Raw genomic sequence first — 22,687 nt, 5'->3', positions numbered from 1 at the left:
CATGTCGAACGTGCTGCCCTTCGCGCGAAGATGTCGGACCTCGTGCGCTCGCCGTCGCCGACGGCCACCCACGCCTCCCCATGCCCAGGGCCGTGCCCCGAGCCCCGTGGCACCTCAGCGGCGTACCGCCCGCCCGGGTGCCGTCACGCGTCGGTCCTGGCGCGCAGGCGCAGCGGCAGGACGTCAGGACCCGAGACCCCGGTCGAGGGCCGCCAGGTGATCGGCCCGGCGATCTCGGGCGGGTCGAGACGTGCGGCGAGCACCTGGAGGGCCTCGGCGAGTTCGGCGCGGGCCAGGGCCGCGCCCAGGCAGAAATGCGCGCCGCCGCCGAAGGCCAGCGGGGTGGCCTCGCGCTCCACGGTGATGTCGAAGGCGTCGCCGCCCTTGAAGACGAGGGGGTCGCGCTGCGCGGAGTGCGCGCACAGCCAGACCGGGGTGCCCGCCTGGATGGGGAAGTGGTTGACGGTGAAGTCCTCGGCCGCGGCCTTGGTGGCCACCACCGTCGTCGTGGGGCACCAGCGCAGCACTTCCTCGACGGCTCGCGGGATCAGTTCGGGCCGCTCCCGCAGCAGCGCCCACTGCTCGGGGTGGGCGGCGAACGCGACCATGGCGTGGCCGAGTTGGTGGCTGGTGGTCTGGTAGCCGGCGACCAGGAGGGTGGCGATCAGGGTGCGCAGCTCGCGGTCGTCGAGGGCGCCGTTCTCCTGTTGGGCGCGGAGGATGTCGGAGAACAGGTCGGATCCGAGGTGCGTCTTGCGGTGCTTGATGACGGTCTCGAAGTAGTCGTACATCCCCGCGAGGCCTTCCTCGACCTCGCCGACCCGGCTCTGGTCGGGGCCGAGGGCGAGCACCAGGTTGGTGTTCTTGCACCAGCGGCCGACGGTGGCGTGGTCCTCGGGCGGGAAGCCGAGCAGTTCGCACACCACGGCCGCGGGCAGCGGGTCGGCGAACGCCGCGACGAAGTCGCGCTCTCCCCCGGCCGCGAGCTCGTCGGCAAGGCGCTCCGCGGTGGCGCGGATGAACGGCGTAAGGGCGGTGATGCGGCGGGAGGTGAACGCGTGCGTCACCAGGCCGCGCAGCCGCCGGTGGTCGGGACCCTCAAGGCTCTGCATGAAGTCGCGCATGAAGTCGCGCACCAGGCCGTCGGAGGGACCGACCAGGTCCACGACGCCGCGGAAGCCCGAGACGAGCCGCGCGTCGCGGGAGAGGCTGTGGGCCTCGGCGTACCGCAGCACGAGGAGCCCGAGCGGGGTGCTCGCGACCCAGGACCGCTCCCTGGCCTCGGCGACCTCGGGCGAGTCCCAGGCGAAGTCGGGCACGGTGATGTCCAGGAACGGCAGGTCCTGCCAGGACGTTTGGGAGTCTGCGACGGTCGACATTCTCGGTCCTTCCCTCGGGGGAGGCGGATGCGCTGCCGCACCGCATTGTGTTCAGTGGGACTTGGCGCGTTCTTGGAGTGGGCTTGGCTGAGGGGTCCGCTCGTCGGGCGCCGTCAGGAGGGCGTGTGCCCGCAGCAGGGCGCGGCCTTTGAGGAGCACTTCGTCGAACTCGTCGTCGGGGTCGGAGTCGAGGACGATCGCGCCGCCGGCTCCGATCACGGTGCCCGTGCCGGAGGTCACCGCGGTGCGGATCACGATGTTGAGGTCCGCGCCGCCGCCGAGCCCGAAGTAGCCGATGGTGCCCGAGTAGATGCCCCGGGCGTCCTGTTCCAGGCGGTCGATGATGGCCATCGTCCGCAGCTTCGGGGCGCCCGTCATCGAGCCGCCGGGAAAGCAGGCGCGGACGCAGCCGACCGGGTCCACGTCGCGCCGCAGGCGGCCGCGGACCGTCGTGACGAGCTGGTGCACCGTCGCGTACGTCTCGGTCACCATGTAGGCCGGTACGTCGACGGAGCCCACCTCGCACACCCGGCCCAGGTCGTTGCGGAGCAGGTCGACGATCATGAGGTTCTCGGCCCGGGTCTTGGCCGACGCGGTCAAGGACCGGCGGAGTTCCTCGTCGTCGGCGGGGTCCGTGCCGCGGGGCGCCGTGCCCTTGATCGGCTTGCTCTCCACGGTGCCGTCGCGGTCGATCCGCAGGAACCGCTCCGGTGACGAGCAGACGACGCCGACCGCGCCGAGTCGCAGGAAGGCGCTGTACGGGGCGGGGTTGAGGCGACGCAGGAGCAGGTGGTAGTCCAGCGGGTCGGGCAGGGACGGCAGCCGCAGCCGGTTGGTCAGGCAGATCTCGTAGCTCTCCCCGGCGCGCAACTGCTCCAGGCAGTCCTTGATGTCGTCGACGTACTCGGCGCGGGCGCGGGCGAGGTCGACGTGGTCCGGCGGGGGCGCGGGGGCCGTGGCGGGAGCGGCGGAAGGCGCGGGCGGCGCGTCCGGCAGGGTGCGGGCGCGCTCGGCCGTGCGCGCCACCCAGGCGCGGGCGCTCTCGGCCTCGCCCGCGCGGCCGCCGCTCAGCGCCAGGACGTACGTCTTCGCCTCGCCGTGGTCCACCGCGAGGAGGCGGTCAGCGAACATCCACACGGCGTCCGGCGTCTCGGCCTTGTGGACGTTCGGGCTGCCGCACTCGGCCTTCAGCTCGTACCCGAAGTAGCCGACGTAACCGCCGTTGAGGTCGAAGGGCAGGTCCGCCGATGTGACCCGGCGGACGCGGAGCCGCTCCTGGAGCACCTCGAATATGGTGCCGTCCGCGGTCCGTTCGCCACTGCCGTCGCGGACCGCCACGGTGTTCTCGCCGGTTCGGTACGTCAGCGTCTCGGCGAGCGGTCCTGAGTCGTCGCCGAGGAAGGAGAACCGGGACCCGCCGACGCCCGGGGCACTGCTGTCGAGCCAGAAGGAGTGCTCGCTCGCGGAGAACAGCGTGGTGAACAGCGCTTCGGTGTCCACCGCACGGTCGACGACCTCGACGGTCAGGTCGAGGTGCGGTGCCTGGGAGCCGTCGGACGGGCAGGCGCTGTCGGCCGCGCGGACTCCTCCGTCGGACGGGCGGGCCCAGGGCGCGTACTCCGGGGGCGGCGGCGCGGCGTAGTGGCCGCCTATGAGTTCCGCGAAGTTCCGCAGGAGCTGGGCGCCCCATTCGCTCGCCACGGACTCGGGGTGGAACTGCAGGCCCCAGCGCGGCAGTTCGCGGTGGCGCAGCGCCATGACGGTGCCGTCCTCCGCCCAGGCGGTGGCCCGCAGGGCTCCCGGCAGGGGTTCGGTGACACGCAGGGAGTGGTAGCGCACGGCGGTGAAGTGCTGCGGCAGGCCGTCGAACAGGTCCTGGCCGCCGTGCCGGACCCGCGTCAGATGGCCGTGGCGGGCCTCCCCCGGCACCACGTGCCCGCCGTAGTGGTGGGCGATCGCCTGGTGGCCGAGGCACACGCCGAGCACGGGCACGTCCTGCCAGCGGTCCAGGAGGTCCTGGCAGAAGCCGAGGTCGGACGGGCGCTGCGGGCGGCCGGGGCCGGGTGAGACGACCACGCAGTCGAAGGCCGCCGGGTCCTGCTCCGCCCAGGCCGGGTCGTCGTTGACCAGGACGGTCGGCTCCTTGCCGTACACCCGGGCGAGGAGCTGGAACAGGTTGTAGGTGTAGGAGTCGTAGTTGTCGATCAGCAGCGCACGCATCGAGCGATTCCTTGTCAGGTTCGAGCGGGACCGGATCGTTTCCGGTTCGGCGCGCCGGAGACGGCCTACTCGCCGAGCAGGTTGTCGATGTAGTCGAAGACCTCCTCCCGGGACGCCGATCGGAGTTGCTCCGGCACGGCGGCCTCGGCGGGCGTCGCCGGGGGCGCGTCCGGCAGCAGCAGGGTGCGCAGGTGCTGGGCGAGCACCGCGGGCGTGGGGTAGTCGAAGACCAGGGTGGCCGACAGGCGCAGGCCGGTGCCGCCGCCCAGGCGGTTGCGGAGTTGCAGGGCCCGCAGCGAGTCGAAGCCGATGTCGGCGAACGGGCGCCGCTCGCCGACGGTCCCCGGGTCGTCGTAGCCGAGGACGGCCGCGACGTGGGTGCGGACCAAGTGCAGCAGCAGGGCGTCCTGTTCGGGCTCCGGGAGGCGGGCGAGGCGGGTGGCGAGGGAGTCGCCGTCCGTCGTGTCCGCGGTGCCGCCCGGGGAGGCGACGGCGGCGCGGCGGACGGGGGTGCGGGCGAGGCCGCGCAGCAGGGGCGGTACGTCGTCGCCACCACCGGCACCGTCACTGGACCGTCCGCCCAGCCCTGCGATGTCCAACCGCAGCGGGTAGACCACCGGTTCACCGGTGGCGCAGGCGAGGTCGAACAGGGCGAGACCCTGGTCGCTCGACAGCGCCTTGACGCCGGAACGGGCCATACGCCGTACGTCCGCGTCGTCGAGGCCCTCCGTCAGCCCCGACCGCGCGCCCCACAGGCCCCAGCCCAGGGCCAGTCCGGGAAGGCCGACGGCCCGGCGCCGTGCCACCAGCGCGTCCACGAAGGCGTTGGCCGCCGCGTATCCGGCCTGCCCGGCGGGGCCGAGGACGCTCGACACCGAGGAGAACGCGACGAACGCGACATCCGCGCCGGTCAGTTCGTGCAGGTGCCACGCCCCGTCCGCCTTCGGCCGCAGCACCCGGTCGACGCGCTCCGGCGTCTGCGCCTGAAGCACGCCGTCGTCCAGTACGCCGGCCAGGTGCACCACGGCAGTCAGCGGATGCTCGTCCGGAATCGAGCCCAACACCCCGTCCAGGAGCGCCCGTTCACCCACATCGACGGTGACGACGCGGATGTCGGTACCCTCTGCCCGCAACTCCTTCACGAACTCGGCCGCGCCCGCGCCGGACTCCCCGGACCGCGACACCACCACGACGTGCCGGACCCCGTGCGACTCCGCCAAGTGCCGCACCACGAGCCGGCCCAGCGTGCCGAGGCCGCCCGTCACGAGGACAGTCCCGTCCGTGTCCCAGAGCGGACCGCCGCCCTGGGAGGCCGACGCCGTCACCCGCGCCAGGCGCGGAACCATCAACGCCCCTGCACGCACGGCGACTTGGGCTTCCGCGCCCGCCACCACGTCGGGGAGCGCCGACCAGGACGCGTCGAGGCCGTCGACGTCCACAAGGCGGATGCGGTCCGGATGCTCCGACTGGGCCGACGCCACGAGCCCCCACACGGCGGCGAGCGCCGGATCGGGCGCCGAGCCGGGCTCCGGCGCGACCGCACCCCGCGTGACGACGACCAGGCGCGACTCCGCCAGACGCTCGTCGTCCAGCCAGTCCTGCACGGCGGCCAGGACACGGCGGGTGGCCCGGTGGGCGGCGGCGGCCATGTCGGTGTCGGTGTTGCTGTCAGTGTTCCCAGCGCGCGGCGATTCCGCGAGTACGACGACGTCGGGCGCGCTGCCGCCGGTGTCCAAGTACGCCCGCAGCGCTGCCGGATCGGGGTGGTACACGCACTCGATGCCGCGCACGCCGAGCGCTTCGGCCCACTCAGTCGCTCCGGCTCCGGCTCCGGCATCGGCACCGGCACCGGCATCGGCCCCGATCCAAGCCCATCGCGTCGCCGCACTCACGCCACGCGACACGCCCCGCCTCCCCGGCCCCCACTCCAACCGCAGCAGCGAAGCGTCAGCCATCACCGCCGTCCGCCGCAGCGAGTCGACGGAGACCGGACGCATCCCGAGGGACTCGACGGTCACGACGGGGAGCCCGGCGGGATCCGTCGCGGTGACGGACAACGCACCCGTCCCGGTGAACCGGATGCGCGCCCGCAACCTGGTCGCGCCCGTCGCATGCAGCGACACACCGCTCCAGGCGAACGGCAGCCGCGTCACGGCCTCACCCTGATCCGCGCCGGACGGTGCCACGAGCGCCGCGGCGTGCAGGGCCGCGTCGAACAGGGCGGGATGCAGCCCGTAACGGTCGGCGGCCCCGGCACCCTCGGGGAGTTCGACCTCAACGTACAGATCGCCGTCCACACCCCCGTCCGTACCGGCAGCGGCACCCTCCGCGAGCCGCCAACACCGCTTGAGCCCCTGAAACGCGGCGCCATAGTGAAGCCCAGCCTTGGCCAACTCCCGGTAGGCATCCCCGAGTTCGACCTCCTCGGCGCCGGCGGGCGGCCACTCCCCCGCCAACCCGGGCGCCCCCTGCTCACCCCGCGCCAGCATGCCCTCGGCGTGCCGCGTCCACGGCTCGTCGACCCCGGCCTCAGCCGCCCGCGCGTACAGCGCGACGCCGCGCCGCCCCGACTCGTCCGGGCCGCCGACGGTCACCTGCACCCGGACCGTGCCCTCCTCCGGCAGGATCAACGGGGCTTCCAGGACCAGCTCTTCGAGGACGTCGCACCCCGCCTGGGCGCCCGCGTGCAGCGCGACCTCCACCAGTGCCGTGCCCGGTACGACGATGACGTCAGCGACGGCGTGGTCGGCGAGCCACGGGTGGGTGCGCGTGGACAGCGTCCCGGTGAGGAGCATGCCCCCGCTCCCGTCCGCCAGCGGGACGGCGGCCCCCAGGAGCGGGTGGTCGACGCCGTCCAGACCGGCCGAGGCGACGTCCGCCTCGGGCGGGGCGGCGTCCTGGAGCCAGTAGCGGCTGCGCTGGAAGGCGTACGTCGGTACGTCCGTCAGGCGGGCGCCGGTGCGGGCGAACGCCTCCGGCCAGTGGACGGCGACGCCGTGGACGTGGGCCTCGGCGACGGCCGTCAGCATCCGCGCCAGGCCGCCCTCGTTGCGGCGCAGCGACTCCACGACCAGCACGTCGCCGGTGCCCGCGCGGTCGGCGCCCGCCGCCTCGGCGCTCTCCTGGAGGCCGACGGTGAGCACCGGGTGCGGGCTCATCTCGATGTACGTGGTGTGTCCGTCCGCGATCAGCCGGTCGACGGTGCGGTGGAACTGGACGGTCTCGCGGAGATTGCGTACCCAGTACTCGGCGTCCAGGGCCGTGGTGTCGATCGGTTCGCCGGACACCGTCGAGTAGAACGCCACGGCGGCCGGTCGCGGCCGGACGCCGGACAGCGCGGTCAGCAGGGTCTCGCGGATCTCGTCGATCTGCGTCGAGTGCGAGGCGTAGTCGACGGGGATCCGCCGCGCCCGCACACCGCTCGCGTCGAACGCCGCGAGGGCCTCGTCCAGCGCGGCGGGTTCCCCTGAAATCACCACGGACTGCGGTCCGTTGACCGCCGCGACGGACACGGCTCCGCCCCACGGCGCGAGGTCGCGCCGCACCCGGTCGACGGGGGCGACGACCGAGACCATCCCGCCCCGCCCGGCGAGCACCCGCAGGGCCCGGCTGCGTACGGCCACGATGCGGGCCGCGTCGTCCAGGGACAGCGCTCCCGCGACATGGGCCGCCGCGATCTCGCCCTGCGAGTGCCCGACGACCGCGGCGGGTTCCACGCCGTACGACCGCCACAGCGCCGCCAACGAAACCATCACCGCGAACAGCGCGGGCTGCACGACGTCGACGCGGTCCAGCGTGGGTGCGCCGGACTCGCCGCGCAGCACCTTCGTCAGGGACCAGTCGACGTGCGGGGCGAGGCTCGCCGCGCAGGCCTCGATCGCATCGCGGAAGACCGGTGAGGTACGCATCAACTCGGCTGCCATGCCCGGCCATTGGGACCCCTGCCCGGGGAACACGAACGTGACCCGGTCACGGGTCGCGGCCACTCCGCGTGCCACGTGCGAGCCGTGTTCGCCGTACTCGCCGTCCGCCAGGTCGGCGAGGAGCCGCATGGCTTCCGTCCGGTCGGCGGCGACCACGACGGCCCGGTCCGCGAGCGCGGCCCGCGACGTCGCCAGGGAGTACGCGACGTCCGCGTCCGGCGCGTCCGGGTCCGACTCCAGGAAGCCCGCCACGCGCCGGGCCTGGGCGCGCAGGCCCGCCTCGCCGTTCCCGGAGACCAGCCACGGCAGCGGGCGGCTCCCGGCGGCTCCCGCGTCGTGGGTGTCGTGGGTGTCGTACGTGTACGTGTCCTCGGTGGGCGCGGTCGCCGTGGTCCCGTCGGGCTCGGGCGGCCCCTCCTCCAGGATGATGTGGGCATTCGTGCCGCCCACGCCGAACGAGGAGACAGCCGTGCGGCGCGGCCGGCCGGCCTCCGGCCAGGGTGTGGCCTCGGTCAGGAGCCGTACCGCGCCGGATTCCCAGTCGACGTGCGGCGTCGGCTCGGCGATGTGCAGGCTGCGCGGCAGCACGGCGTGGCGCATCGCCTGCACCATCTTGATGACGCCCGCGACCCCGGCCGCGGCCTGAGTGTGGCCGATGTTGGACTTCAACGAGCCCAGCCACAGCGGCCGTTCGGCCGGTCGGCCCTGGCCGTAGGTGGCGAGGAGTGCCTGCGCCTCGATGGGGTCGCCGAGCTGGGTGCCCGCGCCGTGCGCGTCCACGCAGTCCACGTCGGCCGTGGACAGGCCCGCGTGCGCCAGTGCCTGCCGGATCACGCGCTGCTGCGCCGGGCCGTTCGGTGCCGTCAGGCCGTTCGACGCGCCGTCCTGGTTCACCGCCGAGCCGCGGACCACGGCGAGCACCCGGTGCCCGTTGCGCCGCGCGTCGGAGAGCCGCTCCAGGAGGAGGACGCCCGCGCCCTCGGACCAGCTGCTGCCGGCCGCGTCGGCGGAGAACGACCGGCACCGCCCGTCCGGCGCGAGCCCGCGCTGCCTGCTGAACTCGATGTAGCCCCAGGGCGTGGCCATCACGGTGACCCCGCCGGCCACGGCGAGCGTGCACTCGCCCTTGCGCAGCGACTGCGCGGCGAGGTGCACGGCCACCAGGGAGGAGGAGCAGGCGGTGTCCACGGTGACCGCGGGGCCCTCGAAGCCGAAGCTGTAGGCGAGCCGCCCCGAGGCCACGCTGGGCATGCTGCCCACGACGCGGTAGCCCTCGGCGCTCGGCGGCACATGGCGGATGCGGGCGCCGTACTCGCTGTACATGATGCCGACGAACACGCCGGTGCTGCTGCCGCGCAGCGTGGTCGGGTCGATCCTGGCGTTCTCGACGGTCTCCCACGCCGTCTCCAGGAGCAGCCGGTGCTGCGGGTCGATGGTGACGGCCTCGCCGGGGCTGATCGCGAAGAACCCGGCGTCGAAGTCGGCGGCGTCGTAGAGGAATCCGGCGTGCCGGGTGCACGAGGTGCCCACGTGGTCGGGGTCCGGGTCGTACTCGACGGTCCAGCCGCGGTCGCGCGGGAACTCGGAGATCGCGTCCGTCTCCGTACGGACAAGGCGCCACAGGTCCTCCGGCGACGCCACCTCGCCGGGCAGCCGGCAGCCCATGCCCACGATCGCGATGGGCTCGTCCCGCTCACCGGGCGCGTCGGGTTCCCCGGGGTCTCCCACCACCCATAGATCTCCCGTCTCCCCGAGGATCAGGGCGCACAGCCGCTCGGCGAGCGCCCCGGGCGTCGGATAGTCGAAGAGGGCGGTCGCGGGCAGCGTGACGCCCGCCGCCTCGCTGAGCCGCTCCCGCAGCCGCGCGGCGACCCACCCCCGGACGCCCTGCGCGCCGAAGGCCCGGCCGGGGTCGAGGGGCACCTGGTCGGCGCGGTCCAGGGCGGCGGTGGCGTGCGTACGGATCAGGTCGATGAGCAGTCGGCGCCGCTCCGCATCCCCCGCAGCCAACAGGCGCTCGTGCAGCGGCCGTTCGCGTCCCTCGTTCCACTCCATCTCTGCTTCCTTCCTGACGGCGGGCGGCGGGCGGGGCGGGGTGCGGCGGGCGGGTGTCGGAAGCGGATGCGTGCGTACGTGGGGGCGTGCGCGCCATCGCCTTCGGCGGCGTCCGGTCACGTTCCGGGACGCCCGGGGCGGCGGCGTGGCCCGGCAGACTCAGTGGCCCGCCATCGCGGCGGCGGTGGCCGATTCCACTGGGCCGAGGCTGTGCAGCATCCGGTTCGTGCGCCGCGCGAGCGCGCCGAACTCGGCTGGTGTGATGGCCTGTTCGCCGTCGCAGAGCGCGACGTGGCCCTCCTGGTTGACGTCGACCATGACGCCGTCGGCTCCGGCGGCCGCCGCGGCCGCGGCCAGCGGCGCCACCAGGTCCCTGCGGCCGCAGGCGTGGCTGGGGTCGACGATCACCGGCAGATGGCTGAGCCCCTTCACCAGCGGTACGGCGCTGATGTCCAGGGTGAACCGGGTGGAGTTGCCGAGGGTGCGGACGCCGCGTTCGCACAGCAGCACGTCGCCGTTGCCCGCCGCAAGGAGGTACTCGGCGCTGTGCAACCACTCCGGCACCGTGCAGCCGAAGCCCCGCTTCAACAGCACCGGGCGGCCGGTCAGCGCCACTTCGTGGAGCAGCGGGAAGTTCTGCGCGTTGCGGGCGCCTATCTGAAGTACGTGGGCGACTTCGGCCACGGCCTCTACGTGCGCGGCGTCGACGACCTCCGTGACGACGCCGAGCCCGGTCGCGGCGGACGCGTCGCGCAGCAGGTCGAGGCCGTCCTTGCCGATGCCCTGGAACGCGTACGGAGAGGTGCGGGGCTTGAAGGCGCCGCCCCGCAGCAGGTGCGCGCCCCCGTCCCGCACGTCCCGCGCCACGGACATCAGCTGGGCCTCGCTCTCCACGGCGCACGGACCCGCGATCCAGGTGAAGCGGCCGCCGCCCACGGTCCACCGGTCCGACACCCGCACCGCGCTCGGCTCGCCCGTGGCGGCGAGGCTGCCGAGCGGCGGGGCGGCGGCGCTGTCGACGACCGTGTCGACCGTGGGAGTGGCGCGCAGTTGGGCCACGAACTCCTGGCCCGAGGGCGAACCCGCGGCGAGGTCGGGGAAGGTGACGAGGGTGTGGCGTCCTGCCCGGCACTGGAAGGACCGCTGTCCGCGGCGGAGCCACGCCGACGTCAGCCGGCTCCGCTCGTCGACCGGCACGTCGGGATGGAGGCGGGCAACGATCATCGGGTCACCTTTCTGCGCCTGAGGGGCGGTGCGGGGCGGAGTCCGGCGGCGTCATCGGTGCCTTCCCACGCCGGGGGACCATTCCGGGCGTTCGGGGAAGTCGAAGTCGACGGCGTCGGCCACGTCGAGGCGCTCGACCAGCCGCTGGGCGCCGGAGAAGTCCCGGACAAGGCGGCGTCCGGAGCCCGTCGCGCGCAGGTCGCCCACGATCTCGTCGGCGCCCTCGACGCCCGCGGTGACCAGTTCGAGCCGGAGCGTGGAGAGGTCCTGCTCGGCGAACGCGTCCAGGGCAAGCGGCAGACAGCGCACCAGGGTCCGGCGCTGCTCCGCGTTCATCCGTGCGTACAGCTCCCGGACGACCTCGATGACGAGGGAGCCGTGCGCCGTCTCGTCCCGCAGATGCAGGGTGGTGATCAGGGAGTGCATGGGCTGGATGGAGCCGTCCCTGGCAAGGAGCGCGAGCAGCGAGTTGATGCAGGTCTCGGCCACCGCGCCCCAGACCAGGACGGCGACGTCGCGTTCCCACTGCTCTGGCATGTCGGCCAGCAGGGCGCGCAGCCGCCGGTAGGTGACGAGCTGCGGCTGGCGCGGCCTGCTGCGTACGCGGCGCAGCTCCCGGGTGCGGTCGATGGCGAGCATGTGCATGTACGTGTGGAAGCTCTCGTCCACGACGGACTGCTGCACGCCCTGCCGCACCAGCGGGTCGTCGCTGCCGGGGAAGACACCGCGCATCACGAGGTCGAAGGCGGGCTCGGCTATGAGGTGTTCGGTGGCGATGACCCGCTCGTTGTAGCCGATCCACAGGCCCGTCAGGACCTGCCCGCGCTGTTCCGGGGTGGCCGCGAGGAACCGGGGGTGCCCGGCGAACGGCACGATCTCCAGGGGGTAGTCCGGCAGTGCGGGGTCATAGGCGGCCGACGTGTCGAGGGCCCCGGGACTGGTCGTCACCGCGGCCCTGCGTGGCCAGGCGGCCACCAGGCGGCGCAGTGTCGCGCTGCCGACGCCGTCCTCCTCGGTCCACCCTCCGGCCGCCCAGGTCGTCACCAGGTCCGGCTCCTCTCGCATCGGCCCTCCCGGCCTCGTGGTCGCGGTGCCGGTGCATCGTCACCGGCTGCTCTTGGCGGTTTCTTGAACGGGACTTGGCCGCGCCCGAGGGAGCCTTCTGGAAGCCGTCGGGGGGTGCCAGGATGGCCGCCGGGTCCTCCCCGCACTCCCCCGTCGGGCGTGACCGTCTCCCCCGTGCAACCCACTGTGAGGACGCATCATGTTCGTTCCGCTCACCACGGCCGACTTCCTCGACCGCGCCGAGGCGGCCGCCGCCGGGCGCACCGCGCTCGTCGACGAACCCGACCAGCCGGCGGGCCCGTTGCCGACGACCACGTACGGCGGGCTGCTGCGGCGGATACGGGCCTGGCAGGCGGGACTTGACGCGCTGGGCGTCGGCGAGGGCGAGCGCGTCGCCGTCGTCAGCCCCAACTCGGCCCGCCTCCTTGAGCTGTTGTACGCGGTCCCGGCGAGCGGCCGGATCTGCGTGCCGGTGAACCATCGGCTCACGCCCGAGGAGATCGCGTACATCCTGCGGCAGTGCGACGCCTCGGTCGTGTTCGTCGACCCGGAGGTCGAGGCGGCGCTCGGCTCGGTCGAGGGGCCGAAGCGGTTCGTGCTCGGCGAGCAGACCGAGACGCAGGTCATGCGGTACGACATCGCTCCGCGCCCCTGGTCGCGGCCGGACGAGAACGCGGTGGCGACCCTCAACTACACCTCGGGCACCTCCGCGCGTCCCAAGGGCGTGGCGCTGACCCACCGCGCGATCTGGCTGAACGCGATGACGTTCGGCGTGCACGGCCGGATCTGGGAAGGGGACGTCTATCTGCACACGCTGCCGACGTTCCACTGCAACGGCTGGGGAGTGCCGTTCCTGCTCGCCGGGCTCGGCGCCAAGCAGGTGCTGCTGCGCCGGGTCGACGGCGCCCGGATCCTGCGGCGGGTCGAGGAGCACGGCGTGACCCTCGCGTTCGGCGCTCCGGCGGTGTGGGACGCCGTGCTGCGGGCGGCGCGGCAGTGGACCGGGGAGACTCCGGGGCGGGGCAGGGTGCGCGTGGTGTGCGCGGGCGCACCCGTCAGCGAGCGCCTCGTCGCCCAGGTCGAGGAGGAGCTGGGCTGGGAGTTCCTGCAGGTGTACGGCCTGACGGAGACGACGCTGCTCACCTTCAACCGGCGGCCGCCGGGCGCCCCCGGGAGCGGCGGTCTGACGCGGGCGGGCGCGCCCGCGCTCGGCGTGCGGCTGCGGACGGGGGCGCGCGGTGAGGTCCTGGCGCGCTCCAACATGGTGCTCGACGGCTACTGGCAGGACGAGCGGGCGGACGCGGCGGCCCTTGACGGGGGCTGGTTCCGCACCGGCGACGTGGGCGCCTTCGACGAGGAGGGGCAGCTGTCGCTGTTCGACCGGCTGAAGGACGTCATCGTCACCGGCGGGGAGAGCGTGTCGTCGGTGGAGGTCGAGGACTGTCTGCTGAGCCATCCCTCGGTCGCCGGGGCGGCCGTGATCGGCGTGCCGGACGAGCGGTGGGGCGAGACCGTCAAGGCCCTGGTGGTCCCGGCGCCGGGCGCCGAGCCCGCGGAGGACGAACTCATCGCCCACTGCAAGCAGCGGCTCGCCCGGTACAAGGCACCCACGTCCGTCGAGTTCCGCGACACCCTGCCCCGCACCAGCAACGGCAAGGTCCAGAAGGGCGGCCTGCGGGAGCCGTACTGGACGGGCCGGGACCGCCGCATCAACTGACGACGGTACGACTCCGTGGGACCGGCCGGTGACGGCGGCCGGTCCCACGGAGTCGTACCGTCGTCAGTGCTGGAGGCACATCCGTCCGACCGACTCGTCCCGCAGGATCCGGGTGAACAGCACCCGCAGCTCCCGCCCCGGGTCCACGCCCAGCTCCTGGGCCAGGGCCCGCCGGATGCGGTGGTACACGCGCACCGCCTCCGCCTGCCGGCCCACCTCGCACAGCGCGACCATCAGCAGCCAGCCGAGCCGCTCGCGGTTGGGGTACCGCGCGCTGAGCGCGGCGAGTTCGGCCACGGCGGAGCCGTTGTCCCGCCCCCACGCCAACTCGGCCTCCCAGAGGGCCTCCCACGTCATGAGGCGCAGCTCCTCGAGGCGCGCCGCCTCGCGCACGGCGGGTTCGTAGTCGCCCAGTTCGGCGTAGGGCGCGCCGCGCCACAGCGCGAGTGAGGCCTCAAGGGCCCGGGTCGACTCCGCGAAGCGGCCCTCCCGCAGCAGTTGCCTGCCGTCGCGCAACTGGCCCTCGAAACGGCAGGCGTCGACCCGCTCGGGTTCCACGGCGAGTACGTATCCGTGCGGTTCCCGGCGCAGGACCCGGTTCCGTCCCCGTGGCGGGCAGTCCGGCTCCAGTTGGCGGCGCAGATGCGAGACATAGCTGTGCAGGCTGGCGACCACGTTGCCGGGCGGTCCGGCCGGCCAGATGGCCTCGGTGAGCCGCTCCGCGCCGACCACCTGTCCGGGCGCCAGCAACAGGGCGGAAAGCACGGCCCGTTGTCGCGCGGGGCCTAGCAGCAAAGGACCGTCGGCCGACCACACCGCGAGTGGCCCGAGGATGTTGAACGACAACTCACCCGACAATTGCGCAACACCTTTCACAGACATCACATTCTCCCCCTGGTAACACTGATTTCCGGTGGTCACCGATATCCCCCTGCCGATGGTCAGATGCCGCTGGTCGGATGCCGATGGTCGTAATGACGCCTGCACCGACGGTCAGGGTTGTTGGCCGGTCCGCGCCTGGACTTTTCCATGTGTGCCGCATGAGTAAAGAGAGGGAAACTTTCCCCACTATGACCGCGCGTTACTCTATGCCGCACGCCCTTTGCTCGCTTTTGCCAACGACCTGTCCTGATGGCGCGAAAACGCGGTTCCGTCGACGCTTTTGCGTGAGATACGTTGAGAAGTTGGGCAACCGCTCCGAGGATCTTGGAACGGTGCCCGCCGCCGCCCGTGCGGACCGAAGGCATCGCACAGTTCACTCATTCCCGCACGCATTTCCGTACGGATATCAATCACTCAGTGCTTAATTCGAGACAGCAACGCACTTGAAGTAACAACAATTTTCAGCGGGCGGCCGAATATCCGGGTTGCGCCCGGAGAGAATCGATTCACCCGGCGGAAACGGGGGTCACCGGGCCGCGCGCACGGCGGGCGGCCACTCGCCCGAAGAGAGAAAGCGGCGCACCGAGGCCGCCGCGCGCCGCCCTTCGGCGGCCACTGCCCCGGCGGGCCGCACCGCGTGTGTCGCGTTCCCGGCCGCGAAGACGCCGGGGACCGCCGTGCGGAAGGCCGCGTCGATCGCCGGGCCGCGTGTGCCGGGGGCGAGCGGCACCCCGCCCCGGCGCGCCAGTTCGTGGTCGGGCACGAAGTCGCCGGTGAAGACGACGGTGTCGCAGGCCAGTCGGGCGAGTCGGCCGGTGCGGTGCCGTACGAGCACGGCGGAAAGCCGCCCCCGGCCCGCCAGTTCGCTCACCACGGTGTCGGTGAGGAGCGGGACGCCATGCCGCAGCCGGGCCTCGGCGGCGCGCCAGGGCGTGGTCCCGTGCCGGGGCTCCGCGGTCACCTGGGCGGCCACGGCGACGCCCGCGCGCCGCAGCGTGTCGAGCGCGGCGTACGCGACGGGCCCGGCGCCGACGACCACGGCCCGCGTCCCGATGCGCTGGCCGTACAGATGGACGGCCTGCTGGAGTTCGCCGGTGGTGTAGACGCCCGCGGGGCGGCTGCCGGGCACGAGGCGGGCGCTGCGGGGGCGTTCGCGGGCGCCGGTCGCGAGGACGATCGCCCGCGCGGTGACGCGCTCCAGTCCTTCGGGCGACGTCGTGTCGAGGGTGCGGGGTCCGGCCCATCCGGTGGCGGTGACGCCGGTGCGCACGGTCGCGCCCGCGCGGACCGCCGCGTCGACGAGGCTCCGCGCGTACCGGGGCCCGCTCGTGCCGGGGCCGGTGAACCCCGCGAAGGTGCGGGCGCCGAAGCCCCCGTGGTCGCAGTGGCGCGGCACGCCGCCCGCCTGTTCCTCCCGCTCCAGGACCTCGACGCGGCCCGCGCCCGCGGCGGCGAGCCCGGCGGCGACCGTGAGTCCGGCGGGTCCAGCGCCGACGATCAGCACATCGAGGGTGCGCTCGCGCCTCATCGCGTCGCCAACCAGTCACGTCGGTCGAAGAGTTCACGCACGGCGGCCCCGCAGTAGAACCCTTGGCACCGCCCGCCCCGCGCGCGCGTGCGCCGCCGCAGGCCGTCGAGGGAGCCGGGCGCAACGGTGCTCGCGAGCGCGTCGCGGATCTCGCCGCGCGTGACGCGCTCGCAGTGGCAGACGAGGGCACCGTACTCCGGGTCCGCCGCGATCAACTCGGCCCGCTGGTACGGACGGGGGAAGTTCTCACCCAGGTTGGGCATTGTCACGGGCGCCAACTCCCTCGACTCGCCGCCCAGATCGAGGCCGCAGTCGGCGAGCAGGCCGGTGACGTACGCCGCGATGGCCATGGACGCGGTCAGGCCGGTGGAGCGGATGCCGCCGACGGTGACGTACCGCTGCCCGGGCCGGGCGTGGATCTGGTAGTCGTCGTCCTCGGTCGCCGCGCGCAGGCCCGCGTAGACGGCGGTGACGTCCTCGTCGAGGAGTTCGGGCAGGATGCGGGCGCCCTTCTCACGCAGCCCGGCGAGCCCCTCGGCGGTGGAGCCGGTGGCCTGCTTGTCGTCGAGGTCCTCCGCCGTGGGGCCGAGCAGCACGTTCCCGTACACGGTCGGCGCGACCAGCACGCCCTTGCCGAGGGCCGTCGGCACCGGCAGGAGGATGTGGCGTACGAGATCGCGGGCGAGCTTGTCGAAGACGATGAGCTGGCCCCGGCGCGGGGTGACGGTGAAGGTGTCGTGGCCGAGCATGCGGTCCACGGTGTCGGCGCCCAGGCCCGCCGCGTTGACGAGGTAGCGGGTGCGGACGTCGCCGCGGCTCGTGCGCAGGGTGTGCGGGGTGCCGTCGGCCGCGTCGCCCTGACCGACCGCTGTGAGGCGGCAGTTGAGGTGCAGGTCCACGCCGGAGCGCACGGCCTGCGTCGCGAACGCCAGCGGGGTCGTCCACGGGCAGATGATGCTCTCGCCGGGCACCTCGAGGGCCCCGAGCGCGCCGGGGCCCAGGTGCGGTTCGCGGGCGCGGACCTCGGCGGCGTCCAGCAGGGCGGCCTCGTCGTGGCCGTTGCGCCCGGCCTTCTCCAACAGGCTTGGCAGCGCCGCGAGTTGCTCCTCGTCCCAGGCGACCAGGAGCGCGCCGACCCGCTCCACGGGGATGCCGCACTCGGCGGCGTACGCGGAAAGAAGGCGCTGCCCCTCGCGGACAAGGCGGGCCTCCAGGGAGCCCGGCACGGCGTCGAACCCCGTGTGCAGGATGGCCGTGTTGGCCTTCGACGTGCCCTCGCCCACGTCGTCCGACGATTCCACGACGGCGACGCGCAGACGGTACCGGGCCAGTTCGCGCGCGAGCGCGGCGCCGACCACTCCGGCGCCGACGACGGTGACGTCGTAGGGCTCTGACGGCAGGCTCCCGGACCTGGTGACGAGCCCCGTACCGTCCTGGTTCATGCGGGGTGACGTTCCATCAGCGCCGTCACCTGCGTGCGGAAGGCGGCGCGGCGCTCGGCCGCCTCGGCGGGGCCGATCCGCGGTTCGTGGACGGCGGCGGGGCGCCAGTCGGGCACGACGTCGCGCAGGCCGAGCCGCGGGTCCAGGCCGAGGCGGGCGACGGCGCCCACGCCGAGGGCCGTGACGTCGGGCAGGTCCGAGACCTCCACGGGCAGTTGGAGCAGGTCGGCCTGGGTCTGCATGAGCAGGTCCGAGCGGGTCAGGCCGCCGTCGACGCGCAGGCTCCGCAGCGGTTCGCCGAGGTCGGCGGCCACCGCGTCGGCAAGTTCGGCGACCTGGGCCGCGATGCCCTCGCACAGCGCGCGCACCAGGTGTCCAGGCGTGGTGTCCAGGCCGAGGCCGGTCAGCGAGCCGCGCAGGTCGCCGCGCCACCAGGGGGCCGCGAGCCCGGCGAGCGCGGGCACGAACGTGACGCCCCCGGCGTCGGGGACGGCGGAGCCGACGGGGTCGAGGTCCTGGGCGCCGCCGATCACGCCGAGGTCGGTGAGCCAGCGGACGGCGGACGCGGCGGTGTAGACCTGCCCGTCCAGGCAGTAGCTGCTGCGCCCGTCCAGACGCCAGGCGAGACAGGCGACGAGCCCGGAGTCGCCGCGGCGCGGCCGGTCGCCGGTCTGGGCGAGCAGGAACGCGCCGGTGCCGTAGGTGCACTTGGCGCTGCCCGGCTCGGTGACGTCCTGGGCGAGGAGCGCCGCCTGCTGGTCGACGAGGAGCCCGGTCAGCGGGACGTCCTGGCCGAAGGCCTTGGTGGTGCCGATCTCCCCGGCGGCGTCGACGACGCGCGGCAGCCGTTCGCCGGCGAGCCCGAACACGTCCAGTGCGCGCTCGGACCAGGTCGCGGAGTCCAGGTCGAGGAGCTGGGTGCGGCCCGCGGTGGCCGCGTCGGTGACGAAGGCGCCGGTGAGGCGGTGCACCAGCCAGGCGTCGCTGGTCGTGACCACGCCGCGCCGGGTGAGGTGGCGGCGTATCCACGCCATCTTCGGAGCGGCGAAGTACGGGTCCAGGGGCAGGCCGGTCAGCGACTTCAACTCGGCCGCGTGCTCGGCGAGTTCCGCGCACAGCGGCTCGGCGCGCCGGTCCTGCCACACGAGGGCGTCGGTCAGCGGCTCGCCGGATGCGGGGTCCCAGGCGAGGACGGTCTCGCCCTGGTTGGCCAGGCCCACGGCCGCCACCGGCTCGCCCGCATCGGCCAGGGCGGCGCGGCCCGCGTCGAGCACGGAGGAGAGCAGGTCGTCCGGCGTGACCTCGACGAGGCCGCCGGGCAGATGGCGCGGGCGCACGGGCGCGGTGCCGGAGCCGATCACGCCGCGCTCCGGGCAGACGACGAGCGCCTTCGTGCCGGAGGTGCCCTGGTCGACGGCGAGTACGGGGCCGGTCATCGACGCCCTCCGCGACGCGGCGCGCAGTAGGTCATGATCACTGCGGAAGCCTGCTACAGCGGGCGCGACCCCGTCAAGGGATCGCATGCCTCAAATGCCGCATTCAAGGCCGACGTTGAGCGGAAGGGAACGCAATGTTCACACCGGCGCGCCGCGTTGACACAACTTGGTCAAGAAAGATTCGAGGACCAACCGGTAACCGGAGGACTCGGCTCTACACTGACCGCCGAACAACATCAGCCACTCACACACCACTTCACGACTACTTTCACGCCAGAATCACACCAGAAGCACGCAGGACCATCGCCAAGCACGCCGCACCATTGCCAAGCACGCCAGACAATCGCCTGCGGACACCCCCCACCCGCTCGGAGCCAGAGCCCAGAGGACCCATGCCGATGCCGTTAGCCCGCCCGGTGTACCACCCGGCCGGTCACGACGCTCCCCTGCGCGCCGTGCTCCAGGACCTCAAGGCAGGCCGCTGGGTGTCGACGAGAAACCTGCTCACCGAGACCCCCGACTGGGGACTGTGGACGCAACGTACGCAGATCCTGGCGGCGGCCCTCGCGGGTTCCGACGTGGTGCGCGCGTGGCTCTCCGAGGAGCCGCGCAGCGTCGCCGCGACGATCCTGCACACCCGCGTCACGGTGGAGCGCGCCCTGCGCGCGCACCGCGCGGGCCACCGGCACACCAACGAGCTGTGGCGCGAGGCGAACGAGGCCTGCCGCCGCGCCTCGCAGACCGCGCCCGAGGACCCCGTCCCCTGGATCTGCCTGCTGGCCCTCGCCCAGCTCGACGAGGGCCAGCGGTGGGACGAGCACCGCGTCGCGGCGCCGGAGCCGATGCTCTTCCCCGGCCCGTGGGGGATCCTCGCCGAGGCCGAGAAGCGCGACCCCGGCAACCGCGAGGCGTACCACCGCATGCTCCAGTTCGCCTACAACCGCAGGCGCGGGGCGCCGCTCACCGAGGCCGTGAACTTCGTGCACTGGGCGTCCGCGGCGGCGCCCGCGGGCTCGGCGCTGCACGTCCTGCCGCTGTACGCGCGCGTGGAGCGCTACCGCCGCGAGGGCGGCAACGAGCGCGCCCTGGACCTGCACTGGGTCGCGGAGGACGCGACGCGCAGCGCGCTCAGGGCGCTGCAGCTGTGGTTCGACCACGCGCTGCCGGAGGCCACCTCACTGCTCGACCTCAACCACCTGGCGCACGCGCTGTGGGGTGCCCATCAGTTCCACGACGCGGTCCGGGTGTTCGAGGCCCTGGACCCGTTCTTCACGGTCGTGCCGTGGACGTACCGCACCCAGTCGCCCAGTGACGCGGACGCGGCCGCCGAGGCCTTCGTCCAGGCCCGCCAGCGCTGCTACCACGCGGCGCGCGGCCCTGGCTCCGGCCCGCACGGCTGATCCCCGCCCCTCTCAAGACCCCACACCACCGCACCCCCGCCACCCCCCGCTCATCCCCGGAGGTTCACCAGTGTCCCGCACCACCGTGTCGTCGAGCTCCGTCCCGGCGCCCGCGCTCCCGGACGAGGAACAACGGCTCAGAGAGCTCGGCTACCAGCCGGTCCTGGCCCGCCGCATGGGTGGGTTCGGCAACTTCGCCATCAGCTTCTCCGTCATATCCATCCTGTCCGGCTGCATGACGATGTACGGCTTCGGCCTCGGCACCGGCGGACCCGCGGTGATGATGTGGGGCTGGGCGGGTGTCGGCCTCATGGTGCTGTTCGTGGGCCTGGCGCTCGCGGAGGTCACGAGCGCCTACCCGACGTCGGGCGCCCTCTACTACATGGCGGACCGGCTCGGCGGGCGGCGCTGGGGCTGGTACACGGGCTGGCTGAATCTGCTCGGCCTCCTCGGCGCGATCGCGGGCATCGACTACGGCGCGGCTCTGTTCAGCGGCGCCCTGCTGAGCATGCACACGGACTTCACGCCGACGGCCGGCTCCACCTTCGTGATCTTCTTGTGCATCCTGCTCCTGCACGCGCTCCTGAACCTCTTCAACGTCCGCCTGGTCAGCCTCTTCAACTCCATCTCCGTGTGGTGGCACCTGTCCGGCGTCGCGGTGATCGTCGGTGTCCTCGCGATCGTCCCGGACCACCACAAGTCGCCGTCCTTCGTCTTCGGCGAGTTCGTCAACGACAGCGGCTGGTCGAGCCCGCTGTACGTGGCCATGATCGGTCTGCTGCTCGCCCAGTACACGTTCTCGGGGTACGACGCGTCGGCGCACCTGTCGGAGGAGACCAACAACGCGTCCGTGACCGCCGCCCGCGGCATCGTGCGGGCCATCTGGGTCTCCTGGATCGCCGGTTTCGTGCTGCTCGCCGGTCTCACCTTCGCGATCCAGGACTACGCGGGCACGCAGGAAAGCGCGACCGGTGTGCCCCCCGCCCAGATCTTCATCGACGGGCTCGGCACGTCCGGCGCCACCGCCTTGATGCTCATCGTGATCGTGGCGCAGATCTTCGCGGGCAACGCCGAGACGGCCGCGGCCAGCCGCATGGTGTTCGCGTTCAGCCGTGACAACGCCCTGCCGGGCTCCTCGCTGTGGCGCAAGGTGAGTGCCCGTACGCAGGTGCCGGTCCCGGCGGTGTGGCTGTCGGTCGGCGTCGCGGGCGTCATCGCGCTGCCGTCGCTGTACTCCGCGACCGCGTACACCGCGGTCACCGCCATCAACGTCATCGGCATCACACCCGCGTACGCCATCCCGGTGCTGCTGCGCCTGAAGGCGGGCGACCGGTTCCAGCCGGGCCCGTGGAACCTCGGCAAGTGGAGCAAGCCCGTCGGCTGGATCGCGGTGTGCTGGGTCGCCTTCGTGACGGTCCTGTTCTGCCTGCCGCAGTCGTCGCCGGTGACCACGGACACCATGAACTACGCGTCCATCGCGCTCGCCGCGGTCCTCGCCCTCGCCACCGTCTGGTGGTTCGTGGCCGGGCGCTCCTACAGCACGCCGTCCGCGTACGGCTCGGACAAGGAGCAGGCGGACATCGCGGAGGACATCATCTAGGGCCCTTCCGAGGGTGCCGGCGATCTCTCGCCGGCACCCTCGTCCCACAGGCTCACATGCCGCCCGCCACGCGCAGCACCGCCCCCGTCGTGTACGACGCGTCGTCCGACAGGAGCCAGGAGACGGCGCCGGAGATCTCGTCGGGGCGGCCCGAGCGGCCCATGGGGATGGTGTGCGCGAGCTTCGCCGGGCGCTCGGGGTCCTGGTGGAACTCGGTCCAGATGACGCCCGGGGCCACGCAGTTGACGCGGATGCCGAGCGGGGCGACCTCCTTGGCGAGGCCCACGGTCATGGTGTCCGTCGCGGCCTTGGTGGCGGCGTAGTGGACGTACTGGCCGGGGCTGCCGAGGGTCGCCGCGCCCGAGGAGATGTTCACGATCGCGCCACCCCCGGTGCGGGTCATGTCGCGCACCGCGCGGCGGGCGCAGAGCAGATAGCCGAGTACGTTCACGTCGATGGCGCGGCGCATCCCCTCGGCGTCGGCGTCCGCGAGCGGGCCGTTGGGGCCGCTGACGCCCGCGTTGTTCACCAGGCCCGTGACGGTGCCGAGTTCGGCGGCGGCCGTCTCGAAGAGCCGGTCCACGTCCTTCTCGTCCGTCGTGTCCAGGCGGACGGTGACGCAGCGGCGGCCGGTCGCGCGGACGGCCTCCGCGGTGCGCTCGGCGGCCTGCTCGTCGGAGCGGTAGCCGACGGCGACGTCGTGGCCGTCCTGCGCGAGGCGCAGGGCGATCGCGGCGCCGATGCCTCGGGTGCCGCCGGTGATGACGGTGACGTGCTGCTGCACGGGGCCTCCGTCCGGGGTCGTGGGTGTGGGGG

The 22,687-nt window shown here is 73.3% G+C and carries 11 protein-coding genes and 2 pseudogenes; 3 read left to right on the top strand and 10 right to left on the bottom strand.

Annotation, left to right across the window (positions count from 1 at the left end; genetic code table 11):
• Positions 1-143 precede the first annotated feature (143 nt).
• The 5 genes and pseudogenes from IEY91_RS05630 to IEY91_RS05610 form a co-directional block, all read right to left on the bottom strand.
• The gene (locus tag IEY91_RS05630; RefSeq protein WP_189173085.1) at positions 144-1,379 is read right to left on the bottom strand and encodes a cytochrome P450; all 1,236 of its coding nucleotides are present in this window, start codon (positions 1,377-1,379) and stop codon (positions 144-146) included.
• A gap of 51 nt (positions 1,380-1,430) precedes the next feature.
• Positions 1,431-3,599, bottom strand: coding sequence for an aminodeoxychorismate synthase component I (gene pabB, locus IEY91_RS05625; RefSeq protein WP_189173084.1), 2,169 nt, complete (start codon positions 3,597-3,599; stop codon positions 1,431-1,433).
• Positions 3,600-3,664: 65 nt separating this feature from the next.
• Positions 3,665-9,211, bottom strand: a pseudogene (locus tag IEY91_RS05620) (type I polyketide synthase); the annotation flags it as partial.
• Between the two features lie 525 nt (positions 9,212-9,736).
• Positions 9,737-10,801, bottom strand: coding sequence for a 3-deoxy-7-phosphoheptulonate synthase (aroF, locus tag IEY91_RS05615; protein WP_189173082.1), 1,065 nt, complete (start codon positions 10,799-10,801; stop codon positions 9,737-9,739).
• Positions 10,802-10,852: 51 nt separating this feature from the next.
• Positions 10,853-11,866, bottom strand: coding sequence for a 4-aminobenzoate N-oxygenase (locus IEY91_RS05610; protein WP_189173081.1), 1,014 nt, complete (start codon positions 11,864-11,866; stop codon positions 10,853-10,855).
• A gap of 199 nt (positions 11,867-12,065) precedes the next feature.
• Here IEY91_RS05610 and IEY91_RS05605 point away from each other — a divergent pair, with 199 nt between their 5' ends.
• Positions 12,066-13,583: an AMP-binding protein gene (locus IEY91_RS05605; protein ID WP_189173080.1), complete on the top strand. Its 1,518-nt coding sequence runs from the start codon at positions 12,066-12,068 to the stop codon at positions 13,581-13,583.
• 63 nt (positions 13,584-13,646) lie between these two features.
• Here IEY91_RS05605 and IEY91_RS05600 read toward each other — a convergent pair whose 3' ends face one another.
• The 4 genes and pseudogenes from IEY91_RS05600 to IEY91_RS05585 form a co-directional block, all read right to left on the bottom strand.
• Positions 13,647-14,465, bottom strand: coding sequence for an AfsR/SARP family transcriptional regulator (locus IEY91_RS05600; RefSeq protein WP_164318141.1), 819 nt, complete (start codon positions 14,463-14,465; stop codon positions 13,647-13,649).
• A 550-nt stretch (positions 14,466-15,015) separates the two neighbouring features.
• Positions 15,016-15,993 (bottom strand): annotated as a pseudogene (locus IEY91_RS05595) (NAD(P)/FAD-dependent oxidoreductase); the annotation flags it as partial.
• Positions 15,990-17,435: an FAD-dependent oxidoreductase gene (locus IEY91_RS05590; RefSeq protein ID WP_189173077.1), complete on the bottom strand. Its 1,446-nt coding sequence runs from the start codon at positions 17,433-17,435 to the stop codon at positions 15,990-15,992. The pseudogene IEY91_RS05595 and the gene IEY91_RS05590, both read right to left, overlap by 4 nt.
• Positions 17,432-18,871 (bottom strand): FGGY family carbohydrate kinase, encoded by a 1,440-nt coding sequence (locus IEY91_RS05585; protein WP_164318147.1) that lies wholly within the window; start codon positions 18,869-18,871, stop codon positions 17,432-17,434. The genes IEY91_RS05590 and IEY91_RS05585 overlap by 4 nt, the downstream gene beginning before the upstream one ends.
• 392 nt (positions 18,872-19,263) lie before the next feature.
• Between IEY91_RS05585 and IEY91_RS05580 the strand changes: the two genes are divergently transcribed.
• Together IEY91_RS05580 and IEY91_RS05575 are read left to right on the top strand one after the other, a co-directional pair.
• A complete protein-coding gene (locus IEY91_RS05580; protein WP_189173076.1) occupies positions 19,264-20,271 on the top strand; it encodes a hypothetical protein in 1,008 nt (335 codons plus the stop codon).
• A 70-nt stretch (positions 20,272-20,341) separates the two neighbouring features.
• Positions 20,342-21,871, top strand: coding sequence for an amino acid permease (locus tag IEY91_RS05575; RefSeq protein WP_189173075.1), 1,530 nt, complete (start codon positions 20,342-20,344; stop codon positions 21,869-21,871).
• 52 nt (positions 21,872-21,923) lie between these two features.
• On the opposite strand, the gene IEY91_RS05570 is transcribed toward IEY91_RS05575, so the two are convergent.
• Positions 21,924-22,655: an SDR family NAD(P)-dependent oxidoreductase gene (locus IEY91_RS05570; RefSeq protein WP_164327999.1), complete on the bottom strand. Its 732-nt coding sequence runs from the start codon at positions 22,653-22,655 to the stop codon at positions 21,924-21,926.
• Positions 22,656-22,687: the final 32 nt, after the last annotated feature.

Origin of the sequence: Streptomyces lasiicapitis, assembly GCF_014646335.1 — a bacterium.
Taxonomy (GTDB): Bacteria; Actinomycetota; Actinomycetes; order Streptomycetales; family Streptomycetaceae; genus Streptomyces; species Streptomyces lasiicapitis.
Note: the sequence above shows the minus strand (reverse complement) of the source record. Positions and strands in the feature narration are given on the sequence as shown.